The sequence below is a fragment of the Spirillospora sp. NPDC000708 genome, assembly GCF_040299565.1.
Taxonomy (GTDB): domain Bacteria; phylum Actinomycetota; class Actinomycetes; order Streptosporangiales; family Streptosporangiaceae; genus Spirillospora.
This window is the reverse complement of record NZ_JBEPCJ010000094.1, coordinates 13,561-26,497: the sequence shown is the minus strand read 5'-3', so window position 1 is coordinate 26,497 and position 12,937 is coordinate 13,561. Positions and strand designations below refer to the sequence as shown.

Annotated in this window: 12 protein-coding genes; 4 read left to right on the top strand and 8 right to left on the bottom strand. The window is 74.5% G+C overall.

Annotation, left to right across the window (positions count from 1 at the left end):
* Window positions 1-34 precede the first annotated feature (34 nt).
* Window positions 35-826, bottom strand: a complete 792-nt coding sequence (locus ABT299_RS42585; protein ID WP_500254241.1) for an SDR family NAD(P)-dependent oxidoreductase — start codon at window positions 824-826, stop codon at window positions 35-37.
* Between the two features lie 85 nt (window positions 827-911).
* On the opposite strand from ABT299_RS42585, the gene ABT299_RS42580 reads away from it, so the two are divergent.
* Together ABT299_RS42580 and ABT299_RS42575 are read left to right on the top strand one after the other, a co-directional pair.
* Window positions 912-1,511, top strand: coding sequence for a TetR/AcrR family transcriptional regulator (locus ABT299_RS42580; protein ID WP_500254240.1), 600 nt, complete (start codon window positions 912-914; stop codon window positions 1,509-1,511).
* On the top strand, window positions 1,508-2,227 hold the full coding sequence (locus ABT299_RS42575) for an HAD family hydrolase (RefSeq protein WP_500254239.1): 720 nt from the start codon (window positions 1,508-1,510) through the stop codon (window positions 2,225-2,227). Before ABT299_RS42580 ends, ABT299_RS42575 begins: the two co-directional genes overlap by 4 nt.
* On the opposite strand, the gene ABT299_RS42570 is transcribed toward ABT299_RS42575, so the two are convergent.
* The 4 genes from ABT299_RS42570 to ABT299_RS42555 all read right to left on the bottom strand — a co-directional run bounded on the left by ABT299_RS42570 (window position 2,217) and on the right by ABT299_RS42555 (window position 6,828).
* Complete coding sequence (locus ABT299_RS42570; protein ID WP_387031029.1) at window positions 2,217-2,501, bottom strand: YciI family protein; 285 nt, start codon at window positions 2,499-2,501, stop codon at window positions 2,217-2,219. The two genes, ABT299_RS42575 and ABT299_RS42570, sit on opposite strands and share 11 nt — an antisense overlap.
* A 68-nt stretch (window positions 2,502-2,569) precedes the next feature.
* Window positions 2,570-3,427: a LysR family transcriptional regulator gene (locus ABT299_RS42565; protein ID WP_500254238.1), complete on the bottom strand. Its 858-nt coding sequence runs from the start codon at window positions 3,425-3,427 to the stop codon at window positions 2,570-2,572.
* 25 nt (window positions 3,428-3,452) lie between these two features.
* Window positions 3,453-6,110 carry an ATP-binding protein gene (locus ABT299_RS42560; protein WP_500254237.1) on the bottom strand — a complete coding sequence of 886 codons (2,658 nt, stop codon included), beginning with the start codon at window positions 6,108-6,110 and terminating at the stop codon, window positions 3,453-3,455.
* Between the two features lie 139 nt (window positions 6,111-6,249).
* Window positions 6,250-6,828: a YceI family protein gene (locus ABT299_RS42555; RefSeq protein ID WP_190865151.1), complete on the bottom strand. Its 579-nt coding sequence runs from the start codon at window positions 6,826-6,828 to the stop codon at window positions 6,250-6,252.
* A 121-nt stretch (window positions 6,829-6,949) separates the two neighbouring features.
* Here ABT299_RS42555 and ABT299_RS42550 point away from each other — a divergent pair, with 121 nt between their 5' ends.
* The gene (locus tag ABT299_RS42550; RefSeq protein ID WP_387031036.1) at window positions 6,950-7,336 is read left to right on the top strand and encodes a winged helix-turn-helix transcriptional regulator; all 387 of its coding nucleotides are present in this window, start codon (window positions 6,950-6,952) and stop codon (window positions 7,334-7,336) included.
* Here the strand turns inward: ABT299_RS42550 and ABT299_RS42545 are convergent.
* Window positions 7,323-7,796 carry a hypothetical protein gene (locus tag ABT299_RS42545; protein WP_500254236.1) on the bottom strand — a complete coding sequence of 158 codons (474 nt, stop codon included), beginning with the start codon at window positions 7,794-7,796 and terminating at the stop codon, window positions 7,323-7,325. The genes ABT299_RS42550 and ABT299_RS42545 overlap by 14 nt on opposite strands.
* A gap of 227 nt (window positions 7,797-8,023) precedes the next feature.
* On the opposite strand from ABT299_RS42545, the gene alaS reads away from it, so the two are divergent.
* Window positions 8,024-10,642, top strand: a complete 2,619-nt coding sequence (alaS, locus tag ABT299_RS42540) for an alanine--tRNA ligase (protein WP_500254235.1) — start codon at window positions 8,024-8,026, stop codon at window positions 10,640-10,642.
* A gap of 226 nt (window positions 10,643-10,868) precedes the next feature.
* Here alaS and ABT299_RS42535 read toward each other — a convergent pair whose 3' ends face one another.
* Window positions 10,869-11,567 (bottom strand): type 1 glutamine amidotransferase domain-containing protein, encoded by a 699-nt coding sequence (locus ABT299_RS42535; RefSeq protein WP_500254234.1) that lies wholly within the window; start codon window positions 11,565-11,567, stop codon window positions 10,869-10,871.
* A 110-nt stretch (window positions 11,568-11,677) separates the two neighbouring features.
* Window positions 11,678-12,601 (bottom strand): LysR family transcriptional regulator, encoded by a 924-nt coding sequence (locus tag ABT299_RS42530; RefSeq protein ID WP_500254233.1) that lies wholly within the window; start codon window positions 12,599-12,601, stop codon window positions 11,678-11,680.
* Window positions 12,602-12,937 lie beyond the last annotated feature (336 nt).

Genomic DNA, 12,937 nt, shown 5'->3' with positions numbered 1-12,937 from the left:
GGTCTCCCGGCTCGCCGTGACGTTGGCGCCGGTCCTAGAGGTCCTGGCCGCCGTCGATCGTGAGGATCTCCCCCGTCATGTACGGGTTCGCCATGAGGAACAGCACGGCGGCCGCGGCCTCGTCCGCCGTCCCGAGGCGGCCGAGCGGGGTCTGCCGGCCCGCCTCCGTGACGACGTCGTCCCCGGCCCCGCCGGCGCCGGCGCCCATCACGCCGCGCGCCAGCGGGGTGTCGAACATCCCGTAGCGGACGGTGTTCGCGCGGAGCCGGCGCGGTGCCAGCTCCACGGCCAGGGCGCGGGTGAGCGTCTCGACGCCGCCGACGGCCGAGAGCAGCGTCATGCCGGGCCGCGGCCGGACCACCAGGCCGCCGGACGTCAGCGTGATCGACCCGCCCGGGTTCATCCTCGGCACCGCCGCCCGCGCGGCGGCGAGCGCGGTCCACAGCCGCCCCTCGAACGCCTGGCGGGCGCCGTCCCGGGTGACCTCGGTGATCGGCACGGGGCCGGCGATGCTGCCGGCGGTCAGCAGGACGTGGTCCACGGTGCCGGCGCGTTCGAAGGTCTCCTCGACCGCGGCGTCGTCGGCGGCGTCGCCGGCCACGCCCAGGACCTCGGCGTCCGGGCCCGCCGCGCGGGCGTGCTCGACGGCCGCGTCCAGCCGCGCCTTGTCGCGGCCCGTCAGCACGACCCGCGCGCCGAGCGAGGCCAGCATCGCGCCGGCGGCCAGGCCGATGCCGGAGCTGCCGCCGATGATGACGGCCGTCTGCCCGGCGAGGGCCTGCGGCAGCGGCGAGCGGACCGGGATCGGCGCCTCGCTGGTGGTCATCATGTTCTCCTCAAATAAAACATCTGGTTGGTTTACCCTGGCCCAGCCGAACCGCCGAAGTCAACCGGATGGTTTAATTCAGGGCATGACGTACGACGCGGAGGCCACCCGGCGGCGGATCTTCGACGCCGCCACGGCCGAGTTCGCCGCGCACGGGCTGGCGGGAGCCCGGATCGAGCGCATCGCGCTCAAGGCCCGCGCCAACAAGCAGGCCATCTACCTCTACTTCGGCGGCAAGGAGAAGCTGTTCGGCGAGGTCGTCCGGTGCAAGGTGGACGAGGTCTGCCACGGCGCCGACCTCCGCCCCGACGACTTCGCCGAAGGGATCGGCCGGCTGTTCGACTGGTACGGGCAGAACCCCGAGCTGGTCCGGCTGCTGCTGTGGGAGGCCCTGGAGGGCGGCGACGACGTCCAGGGCGAGCCGGAGCGCCGCGAGGACTACCGCGCCCGGCTCTGCGAGTTCCAGGCCGCCGGAGTCGTGCGGGCACCGGCCGGCGCGGAGGGCACGCGCGTCACGCAGGACCGGATCTTCACCATCATCGGTCTCGTCGTGTGGAACTTCGCCGTGCCGCAGCTGCGGCGGCTCATCCTGGACGAGGACGACGACGAGGCCGCGCTCGCGCGCCGGCGCGCGTCCGTCGTGGAGACCGCGCGCGCCCTCGCCGAAGCCGGGATCTTCGCATGACCGGCGGCCCGGCGCCGCGAGCGGTCCCGCCGTCGCCCCGGGCGGTCCTGTTCGATCTCGACGGGACGCTGCTCGACCACGCCGGCGCGGCGGCCGAGGCGATCACCGCGTCGTTCCCGGACGAGGACCCCGAGCGGCTCGTCCGGCGCTGGCTGGAGCTGGTCGACGCCTCGGTCGACCGGTACCTGGCGGGCGAGCTGACGTTCCCCGAGCAGCGGCGCATCCGGATCACCACGCTGGCCCGCGAGCTGGGGCGCGGCGACTGGGACGAAGCGCGCGCCGACGCGTGGATCCGCGGCTACGCGGCACGGTACGCCGCCGCGTGGCGCCCGTTCCCCGACGCGCCCGGTCCCGTGGCGGCGCTGGCGGAACGCGGCCTGCGGCTCGGCGTGATCACCAACGGGGACGCCGGGCAGCAGCGCGCGAAGATCGAGCGGATCGGGCTGGCGGAGCGGCTGGCGTACCTGGTGACCTCCGCCGAGACCGGCGCGGCCAAGCCGCATCCGGAGATCTTCCGCGTCGCCTGCGCCGGGCTCGGCCTGCCCGCCCGCGACGTCGTCTACGTCGGCGACCGGCTGGACGTGGACGCGCGGGGCGCGGCGTCCGCCGGGCTGGCGGGCGTCTGGCTCGACCGCTCCGCCGGGCCCGTCCCGGACGGCCTGGACGTCCCCCGCATCACGTCCCTGGAGGAGCTGCCCGGCCTGCTCACACCGTGATGCCGGCGAGCGCCGAGCGCGTCGGCTCGATCGCGATGACCTCGTAGTGAACGCGTCCGGTGCGCAGGAACGGATCCTCCGCGGTGATCTCCTCGATGCGGGCGCGGTCCGTGCCGGCCGCGAGGATCACCCCGCCGACGCGCGGGTCCCGGCGGGCGGTGAGCAGGAACGTCCCGGCCCTCATGTGCCGGTCGACGTACGCGTAGTGCTCGGGGATCAGCGCGTCCAGCTCGTCGAGGACACCGTCGTCGTAGTGCAGCAGCAACAGGAACATGCCGGCAGTGAACGCGGCGCGGCGCCGTCCCGTCCACGAGGCGCCGCCTAGGGCGGGTGAGGCCCCGCCTAACGCCGCAGACGGCGGGCGATCGCCTCGGCGTACGCGTGACCCGCGTCACGGCGCCAGGCGAGCGCGAACCTCAGGCGCGGCGCGTCCCCGGCGAGCGGCCGCCACACGAGCCCCGGTTCCGCCGCCCACGCGGGACGCAGCGCGACGACCGGCTCCCCCGACGTCAGCTCGGCGCGGGCCACCGCGCGCCGCGCCGTGGAGACGCGGACCTCCGGGTCCCAGCCCGCGGCGCGGCATGCGCCGAGCACCGCGTCGTGGTAGCCGGACGCGAGCCCGCGGTCGAACCACAGCAGCCGCTCCCCCTCCAGGTCGCGCCACGCGACCGCCTCCCGCGCGGCGAGCCGGTGGCCGTCCCCCATCAGGACGCCGAGCGGCTCGTCGTGGACGGTCTCGGACGCCAGCCCGGCGAGGTCGGCGGGCAGCGTCGCCACGGCGAGGTCCAGCTCGCGGCGGCGGAGCGCGGCGAGCTGGCGGTCGGTCGCGGCGTCCTCGTACACCGGCCGGACCCGGGCGTCCCGCGCCGCCGCGCCGAGCCGTCCGGGCAGGTCGGGCGGGACACCGGGCGGCACGCCGACGACCAGGGTCCGGGTGCCGGACGACGCGGCCGCCACGGCCCGCGCGCCCCGCTCGGCGGCGGCCAGCGCCGCCCGCGCCTCCGGCAGCAGCGCCGCCCCGGCCGGGGTGAGGTCCATCCCGGCGGCCGTCCGGTCGAACAGCGCGGCGCCGAGCTCCCGTTCGAGGCCGCGGATCTGCTGGCTGAGCGACGGCGAGCGCAGCCCGAGCCGTTCGGCGGCGCGGGTGAGGTTCGCCTCCTCCGCGACCGCGACGAAGTACCTGAGCCGCCGCAGTTCCACGGTCCCAGTCTCCCGGACGCCGGCGCTAGTCCCCCGGCGGCTCGCTCCGGGCGGGTCCCGGCTCCGCCGGCGCGGGCCCCGGCGGCCCGGCCCGCGGCGGTTCCGGCTCGTCCGGCGCGCGGCGCGGCGGCTCGGCCGTCCGGGGCTCCGGCGGCCCGGTGCGGGCGAGGACGGCGCGGGCCCGCTCCTCCCCCGCCGCGTTCCCCAGGCTGCGGTACAGGTCGAGGGCCTCGCGGGCGGGCCGCCGCGCCGCCGCGCGGTCGCCCGCGTCCAGCAGGATCTCGGCGAGCGTCCGTCTCCCGCGCGCCTGCCACCACCGGTCGCCCAGCCCGTCGAACTCCGCGACGGCCCGCCGGACCGTGTCGGCGGCCTCCCCGTACCGGTCGAGCCGGGCCAGCGCGCCGGCCTCCGACACGCGGGTGCGCGCGACGCCCCAGGTGTCGCCCAGGTCGGCGAGCACCCGTTCCGCGGTCCGCACGAACGCCAGCTCGCGCAGCCCGTTGCGCGGATCGCCGACCTCGCCCGCGGCGCGCAGGCAGCGCGCCTCCTCCCACTGCTCGCCGCGCAGCCGGAACGCCTCGGCCGCGCGCTCCAGCGCGGGCGCGGCCAGGCTGTACTTGACCTCGGCCGCCGCGTCGTCACCCGACCCGCGCAGGGCGCGGGCCTCGGACGCCAGCACCTCCCCGAGCGCGCGCAGCGTCTGCGCCTCCGAGTACCGGTTGCCGCTCCGCTGGAACACCGCGAGCGCGCTCTCCAGCAGCTCGCGGGCCTCCTCGTAGCGGCGCTGCGCGAGCCGCAGCTCGGCGAGGTTGCGGCGCGTCCGCGCCTGCCACCACGCGTCGCCTTCCGCCTCGAACGCGTCGATGGCCTCGGTGAGGTAACGCTGCCCCTCGTCGAGGTTGCCCGCGTCCCGCAGACACATGCCCGTGGACCTCAGCGCGCGCGCCCGCCACCACATCTCCCGGTTGCCGGTGAAGATGCGGAGCGCCTCGGCCGCGTCCTCCTGCGCCAGGTCGATCTGCCCCTGGTTGCCGCGCACCGACGACCGCTCCAGCAGCGCGATGCCGAGCGAACGGTCGTCCAGATGCCCGGCGGCCGTGCAGGTCAGATCGGCCGCCGCCTTCCACTCCGGCCAGAACACCCGCAGCGAATGGAACAGCGAGCACGCCGCCCGCCCCAGCCGCCACACCAGCGTCCACATCTCGCGCTCCGCACCCTGCCCGAGCAGCGCCAGCACCGCCGGACGCTCGCTCGTCAGCCAGTCGACCGCCGAGAACCCCAGATCGGGGACCTGCCCGAACCCCCGGTGCCAGTCCTGCGGCCACCGGCTCGCCGCGACCCGCTCCGCCCGCTCCCGGTACCCGTCCAGCAGCCGCTCGACCGCCGCGTCCCGCTCGTCCTCGGCGTCCTCCCGCTCGGCCCGCTCCAGCGCGTACAGCCGGACGAGGTCGTGCAGCCGGTACCGCATCCGGCCCGTCGCGTCCGTCCCCGAGCACTCCGCGAGCTGGGCGTCCACGAGGGCCTCCAGCAGGTCCTCGCCCTCCAGATCCGACACCCCGAGCAGCGCGCCCGCCGCCCACGCCTGCACGTCCGGAGCCGCCTGGACGCCGAGCGTGCGCAGCAGCCGCCGCTGCGTCGGGCTGCAGTCGTCGTAGCTCAGCGCCAGGCTCGCCCGGACGCCGTTGTCGATGCCGCGCTCCAGCTCGCCGAGCCGGCGCCGCTCGTCCCGCAGCCGGTCGGCCAGCACGCGCGGCGTCCACGACTCGCGCGCCGCGAGCCGTCCGCCGCAGATCCCGATCGCCAGCGGCAGCCGCCCGCACAGCTCGGCGATCTCGGCGGCGGCCTCCGGGTCCGCGGCGACCCGGTCCCGGCCGGCGAGCCGGCCGAGCAGCTCCACCGCGTGCCCGGCGGTGAACTCGGTCAGCCGCCGGTCGAGGTCGTTGAGCAGGCCGAGCGACTGCCGCGACGTCACCAGCACCGCGCAGCCGCCGCCCGGCGGCAGCAGCGCCCGCACCTGCGCGGCGTCGTGCGCGTTGTCCAGCAGCACCAGCAGCCGGCGCCCGCGCGTCCACGTCCACCACAGCTTCTGCAGCTCGGGCAGCCCGCCCGGGTCCGTCGCCAGCCGCACCCCGAGCGCCTGCAGGAACCCGAGCAGCACCTCCTCGGGAGGCACCGGCGCCCCGCCCGCGCCGCGCAGATCGAAGTACAGGGCGCCGTCCGGGTACCCGTCGGCGATCTCGTGCGCGAACCGGGCCGCGAGCACCGACTTGCCGACGCCCGCCGGCCCGTGCAGCGACACCACCAGCGGCGACGCCGGCGACCCGGACCCGGCGGCGACGGTCCGGCGCAGCTCGGCCAGCGACGCGTCCCGCCCGGTGAAGTGCGCGATCACCGGCGGCAGCTGCGCCGGCGTCACCCCGCCCGCGGCCCGCTCCGGCGGGGCGGCCCGCTCCGCCTGCTGCGCGCCCCACGCCGCGACGCCGGCCAGCACCGCGACCCCGGCCGTGACGGCCCCCTGCACCGGGGCGGGCAGGCTGAACGCGTCCAGCGACGTCGTCACCGCCGTGATCACCGCGGTCAGCCCGCCGACGATCCACGGCGCCGCCAGCCGCCCCCGCCGCTCCACCGGGGCGGCGCCGTCCGGGGCCGGCCGCGGGCGTGCCCCGGACGTCCCGTTCGGCATCCGCGCCCTCCGTCCTGTCCCCTCCGATCATGGGGCGCCGCGCCCGCGCGGCGGCGAACCGGCGGGGAACGGACGGTTAACAGCGCGTTCGGCGGGATCGCCCCGCTGGGATCGCTTCGTGGGGCTCGTTCCGGCCGGCTCAGTCCGTCCGGAGCACCGCCTCGATCTCCAGGACGATCTCGACCTTGTCGCTCAGCCCGAGCTTGCCGCCCGGCACGGTCGCGGCGTCGCCGACGCCGAACTCCAGCCGGCTGATCTCGCCGGTCGCGGTGAACCCGGCGCGGGCGCCCTTGAACGGGTCGTCCTGCCGGAACACGTCCGGCCCGAACCCCTCGACCACCAGGTCCAGCGTGACCGGCTTCGTCACGCCGTGCAGCGACAGCTCGCCGTCCAGCAGGAAGCCGTCGCCGTCGGCGCGCACCCCGGTGGACCGGAACGTCATCTCGGGGTACTTCTCGACGTCCAGGAAGTCGGCGGACCGGACGTGCTCGTCGCGCTGCGCGTTGCCGGTGTCGATCGACGCGAGGTCGATCGTCGCGGTCACCTCCGACCGCAGCGGGTCGTCCCCGGTCACGACCGTCCCCTCGAACGCGGCGAAGCGGCCCCGAACCTTGCTCACCATCAGGTGCCGGATCGTGAAGCCGACGCCGGAGTGCAGGGGATCGATCGTCCAGGTTCCGGCGACGTAGTCCGGGATCTCGACAAGTTCCGCGGTCATCGTGTCTCCTTGGTTATGACCAGTAAGGCGGTTCCTTTCAGGAACCGCCTCCATGGTGCGGACCACCGCGCCGGCCGCACAAGAAGGCACTTTTTTCTGCCTCGGTTCCCTGGAGATAACCATGAACCTCAACGAGCACACCGCCGCCGGCTGCCGGGGCCGCGAGATCCTGGAGCGGATCGGCGACAAGTGGTCGCTCCAGGTGATCGCCGTGCTCGGCGAGCGGACCCTGCGTTTCACCGAGCTCAAGCGCGAGATCGAGGGCATCAGCCAGCGCATGCTGACCGTCACGCTGCGCGGCCTGGAGCGGGACGGCATCGTCGCCCGCACCGTCTACCCGGTCGTGCCGCCCCGCGTCGACTACACCCTCACCCCGATGGGCGCGACGCTCCTGGACGCCGCCATCACCATGGTGTCCTGGGCCGAGACCCACCTCGGCGAGATCGACGCCGCCCGCGCCGCCTACGACGCCCGCACCGCCGAGACCGAAGCCCTCAAGGCCCGCTGAGCCCGCTGAGACCGCACCCGCAGAACACGCACACGTAGTCCTCGTCCTTGACCACGTTGAGCTCCCCGCAGCCGGGGCAGTGCCGGAAGACGAACGTCGCGGTGAAGCCGTCCGGACGCGCGATCCCCGCACGGTCCAGCGCTTCGGCGACCTCCCGCCACGAAGCCGGGTCGGGGCAGTAGCCGGTCGACTGGTTGCTGACCTCGGTGACGCACCACTCGCCGTGGACGCGCTCGAAAGCGATCTCACCGGCCGCGAGCACGGGACGTCCGCCCGCACAGGCGACGTGCTCGCTGCGGCGCGGCGCGATGCGGAGCGTCCCTTCAAGGTCGACGACGTAGGTGAACGGTTCGTCATCCGGCGTCAGGCCGTCGACGTCGGCGGACGACCCGATGGGCGCGCCCATCACCCCGGGGCGCACCTGAGCGAGGAGTTCGGGCGGGCCCGCGTACACGTACACGAGGAAACCGTAGGAGAGCCGCAGGCCGCGAAGCGAAGGAATTTGTTTCGCGGAGCGGGGGTCGCCTCGGTTAGCGTTGTAGGCAGGTATCCGCGAACGGAAGCGTCCGATGGTCTTTCACGAGGTGGGGCGGCGAGCTAGCCGCGCCGAGCTGGGGAACGAGCAGTCGTGCCCGGCCCGGCTCGGCGGTGTGCGCCGTCATCCCATCGACCTCGTGAGGCCGTCCCATGCGCTCTGCTGAGATCCGTTCCACCTTCCTGGACTTCTTCCGGGAACGCGACCACCGCGTCGTCCCGTCCGGCCCCCTGATCCCGCCGGATCCGACGCTACTGCTGACGAACGCGGGCATGAACCAGTTCAAGCCGTACTTCCTCGGCGAGACCGAGCCCGCGCATCCCCGCGCGATGTCCGTGCAGAAATGCGCGCGAACGTCCGACATCGAGAACGTCGGCCGGACGACCCGGCATTCGACGTTCTTCGAGATGCTCGGCAACTTCTCGTTCGGCGACTACTTCAAGGCGGAGGCCATCGCTTGGGCGTGGGAGCTGTTCACGCGCCACTACGGCCTCGACCCGGAACGGCTCTGGGTCACCGTCTACCTCGACGACGCGGAGGCGGAGGACCTCTGGCGGCGGGTCGGCGTCCCGTCCGAGCGCATCCAGCGGCTCGGAATGGCGGACAACTACTGGTCGATGGGGACGCCGGGCCCCTGCGGGCCGTCCTCCGAACTGCACTACGACCGCGGTCCCGCGTTCGGCCGCGAGGGCGGGCCCGCGGTGGACGGCGAGCGCTACCAGGAACTCTGGAACCTCGTGTTCATGCAGAACCTGCGCGGCGAAGGGACCGGTAAGGGCGATTACCCGATCCTCGGGGAACTGCCCGCGAAGAACATCGACACGGGGCTCGGCCTCGACCGCCTCGCGGCGGTCCTGCAGGACGTGGACACCGTCTGCGAGACCGACCTGCTCGCGCCGACGCTCCGGCTCGTCCAGGAACTCGCGGGACGCCCCTACCCCGGACGCGACGGCGGCGAGGACTCCCTGTCGTTCCGCGTCGTCACCGAGCACGCGCGGGCCATCGCGTTCCTCATCGCGGACGGCGTGCTGCCCGCGCGCGACGGCCGCGGCTACGTGCTGCGCCGCCTGATGCGCCGCGCGGTCCGGCACGCGCGCCGGCTCGGCATCGACGAGCCGGTCCTGGCGCCGGTGACGGGCAGCGTCGTCGGCAACCTCGGCGGGGCGTGGCCGGAGCTGGAGCGGCAGTCGGAACTGATCGAGCGGGTCGTCGCGGCCGAGGAGGACGGGTTCGAGCGGACGCTGCGGCAGGGCACCCGGCTGCTGGAGTCCGCGATCTCCCGGGCGGACACCACCCTCTCCGGGCAGACCGCGTTCGAACTGCACGACACCTACGGTTTCCCGATCGACCTGACCCTCGACGCGGCGCGGTCCGCGGGGCTCACCGTCGACGGGGACGCGTTCGCGGAGCTGCTGGAGAAGCAGCGGCGGCAGGCGCACCGCGCAGGCCAGGACCGCAAGGGCGACGCGGTCGCGCGGCGTGACCTGTACCGGCGGGTCGTCGCCGAGCACGGCCGCACCGACTTCGTCGGCTACTCCTCCACCACCGCCGAGACCCGGGTCGTCGCGCTCCTCGACGGGACCGGCACGACCTCGATCGCGTCCGAGGGCGACGAACTCGAGGTGGTCCTCGCACGCAGCCCGTTCTACGCGGAGGGCGGCGGCCAGGTCGGCGACACCGGCACGATCCGCACGCCCGGCGCCGTCCTGGAGGTCGTGGACACCCGCCCCGGCATCGACGGCCTGCACGTGCACACCGTCCGGATCGTGGACGGCGAGGTCCGTCCGGGCGACGAGGCGGAAGCGACCGTGGACGCGGACCGGCGCGCGGCGACCGCCCGCTCGCACAGCGCCACGCACGTCCTGCACGCGATGCTCCGCCGCGTCCTCGGCGACCACGCGGCACAGCGCGGATCCCGCGTCGAACCCGGCCGCCTGCGGTTCGACTTCGCGCACTTCTCCTCCGTGCCCGAGGCCGGCACCGTCCAGACGCTCGTCAACGAGTACCTGGCGGACGACCCCGACGTGCGCGTGTGGGAGGCGTCCCGCGCCGACGCGGAGGCGGCGGGCGCGGTCGCGCTGTTCGGCGAGAAGTACGGTGACGCCGTCCGCATCGTGGACATCGGCGACGCGTCCCGCGAACTGTGCGGCGGCACCCACGTCGGGCACGGATCCCAGGCGGGGCCGGTGCACATCGTCGGCGAGTCGTCCATCGGCACCGGCCTGCGCCGCATCGAGGCGCTCACCGGACCCGACGCGCTCCGCCACTTCGACCACGAACGGGCGCTGCTGACCGAGCTCGCCGCGCTGCTGAACGTCCCGCCCGACCAGGCGCCCGACCGGCTGCGGCAGCGCCTCGACCTGCTCGCCGAGACGCAACGCGAACTCGACGCCCTCCGCCGCGCCGAACTGGACGCGCTCGCCGAGCGCCTGGCGTCCCGTGCCGAACCGGTACCGTCCGGGTGGCTCGTCGCGCAGCGGATCGACGACGCGACCGCCGCGGACCTGCGCACCCTCGCGTCCGCCATCGTCGCCTCCGGCGACGGCCGCGGCCTGGCCGTCCTCGGCACCGCGTCCGGCGGCAAGGCGCAACTGGTCGCGGCAGCCGGCCCCCGCACCGGCGTCCAGGCCCGCGACCTGCTCACCGACGCGGCACGCGAGGTCGGCGGCGGCGCCGGCGGCAAGGGCGCCCTGGCCAACGCGGGCGGCCGCCGCCCGGAGAACCTCACCAAGGCGATAGCAACAGCAGCAGCCCAAGCCCGAACCCTCTGACCCCCACTACCCCCATCTGACGCGGCGGGGACGGAAACAGCGAGGCCCGGACACGAGAACGAGAACTGTTTCGTATGCCATCTCGCGCTCGTCGATGTCGCTCGGACTTCCATGGTCCAGTGACGAACGGGCGATTCGCCCGCGCCCGCATCCACGCGGCGCTCCCCGGAAAGCTCCACGGCGCGGGGTGTCCCGGTCGGCCGCGCCGACCGGGGCGCCCCTGCGGTCAGGAGGCCAGCCTCTTGAGCATCTCGGCCGCGAGAGGGGCGGCCGAGGCGGGGTTCTGCCCGGTGACCAGGTTGCGGTCGACGACCACGTTCGGCGCCCACGGTTCACCGGCCCGGACGTCCAGCCCGGCCTCGGTCAGGCGGGTCTCCAGGAGCCACGTGGCGCGGTCGGCGAACCCGGCCTGGGTCTCCTCGGCATCGGTGAACGCGGCGACCCGGTAACCGGAGAAGGCGTTGGTGCCGTCGGGCTTCCGGGCGGCCAGCAGCGCGGCGGGCGCGTGGCAGACCACCCCGAGCGGCCTGCCCGATTCCAGTGCTCGGATCAGCAGGTCGCCGGAGGCGGCGTCGACCGCGAGGTCCTCCATCGGGCCGTGGCCGCCGGGGTACAGGACGGCGGCGTAGTCGTCGACGTCGACGTCCTCCAGCCGGATCGGGCTGCGCAGCTCGGTCATCGCGGCGAGGGCCGCGGCGATCTCGTCGGCCCCGTCCTGCCCGCCGTTGGCGTCGGCGGACAGGCTGGCCTGGTCGACGGGAGGAGCGACACCGCCGGGGGTGGCGACGACGATCTCGTGCCCGGCGTCCTTGAACGCCCGGTACGGCACGACGGCCTCCTCCGCCCAGAAGCCCGTGGGGTGCTCGGTGCCGTCGGCGAGCGTCCAGTGGTCGGCGCCGGTCAACACAAAAAGGATCTTCGACATGTTTCTCCAAGGTGACGTGCCCTTAACAGCCCGTTCAACCTAGACACTCCGCCCACAAGCTTCCAATGATGTCGTCAATGACTCCCATCAGGATCCTGATGCCAGGTTCTTCACCAGGCGCGCGCCGCCTGGAAAAGGCGATCGCGCACGAGGCGGACGTGCGGCCCGGGTCGCGCACCCGCACGCTGGACGAGAAAGCCGGTGTTGATGGGCGGGTCCTCGGGATCCAGCAGGCGGACGAGCGTGCCCTCGGCCAGCTCCCGGACGCACAGATAACCGGGGAGGACGGTGACGCCCGCGCCCGCGACGGCGGCGGCCTTGACCGCCCGCAGGTCCGGCGCGACGATCGCCGCCTCCCCGTCCAGCCTGACGCCGAAGACGTGCCGCCAGTACCGGCGCAGAATCGGCAGGTCGCCGGCGTAGGAGATCAGCGGGACACCGGCGAGGGCGGCCGGTCCGTCCCGCGCGAGGAGCCGCGAGTCCAGGCGCCGGCTCCATTCCCGGGACGCGACCAGGACGAACTCCTCGTCCGCGAGCGGTTCGGCGATGAGCGTGCGGCCTCGGGGACGGATCGCGGAGACCACCAGGTCGAACCGGCCGGCTCGCAGCCCGGTGAGCAGGTCCTCCGCCAGGCCCATGACGATACGCAGCCGCACTCCCTGCGCGACCAGCGGCGCCAGCGCCGGGACGAACATCTCTGCCAGCATCTCGGCCGGTCCGCCGAGCAGGACGGGCGGCTCCGGAACCTCCCGCTCCAGCCGCCCGCCGCCCGCGACGACCTCCAGGGCGTCCATCGGACCGGCCAGGCGGGAGGCCAGGTCATCGGCCGCGGCCGTGGGCGCGACACCGCGGGGAAGCCGCTCGAACAGCTGCCGCCCCATGCGGGTCTCCAGCGAACGGAGCTGGGCCGTCACCGTGGGCTGGGAGAGGCCGAGGAGGCGGGCCGCCGCCGTCAGCGAGCCGGCCCGGTAGACCGCCAGGAACGTCCGCAACTGCGCCAGGTCCAACGGCCCACCGGGATTCCTGTCGCTCACAGCGCCCACACTATTCGTGACCGTGCTGATCCTCGCGAAGAGCAGGCCATCGCGGTCAATGGTTGCGCCTGCTCCGGGGGCCGATCATCCATCTCCATGTTCCTGATCGGAGGTAGACGATCAGCCCGCCGCCCCGGCCCTCTCCTTTCGGCTCTCTGCCACCCGCACCCCAGCCCTGGTCCCGAGCCGCCCCGCCCGCCCGGGGGGATCACCAGTTTCACCACACCGCGGTCGCCGTACGAGATCTATCCGGAAGACCAAGCCATCATGGTTCTACACGTCGGCCGGGTCGCCTAGCTTCCGCACCGCTGGGCCGTGCGGCGTAGCCGCTGTTCT

Bases quoted from the DNA above. Each gene is read 5' to 3' on its own strand.
- ABT299_RS42580 (WP_500254240.1), top strand. From the start codon at position 912: ATGACGTACGACGCGGAGGCCACCCGGCGGCGGATCTTCGACGCCGCC.
- ABT299_RS42550 (WP_387031036.1), top strand. From the start codon at position 6,950: ATGAACCTCAACGAGCACACCGCCGCCGGCTGCCGGGGCCGCGAGATC.
- ABT299_RS42575 (WP_500254239.1), top strand. From the start codon at position 1,508: ATGACCGGCGGCCCGGCGCCGCGAGCGGTCCCGCCGTCGCCCCGGGCG.
- ABT299_RS42555 (WP_190865151.1), bottom strand. From the start codon at position 6,828: ATGACCGCGGAACTTGTCGAGATCCCGGACTACGTCGCCGGAACCTGG.
- ABT299_RS42535 (WP_500254234.1), bottom strand. From the start codon at position 11,567: ATGTCGAAGATCCTTTTTGTGTTGACCGGCGCCGACCACTGGACGCTC.
- ABT299_RS42585 (WP_500254241.1), bottom strand. From the start codon at position 826: ATGACCACCAGCGAGGCGCCGATCCCGGTCCGCTCGCCGCTGCCGCAG.
- ABT299_RS42560 (WP_500254237.1), bottom strand. From the start codon at position 6,110: ATGCCGAACGGGACGTCCGGGGCACGCCCGCGGCCGGCCCCGGACGGC.
- alaS (WP_500254235.1), top strand. From the start codon at position 8,024: ATGCGCTCTGCTGAGATCCGTTCCACCTTCCTGGACTTCTTCCGGGAA.
- ABT299_RS42570 (WP_387031029.1), bottom strand. From the start codon at position 2,501: ATGTTCCTGTTGCTGCTGCACTACGACGACGGTGTCCTCGACGAGCTG.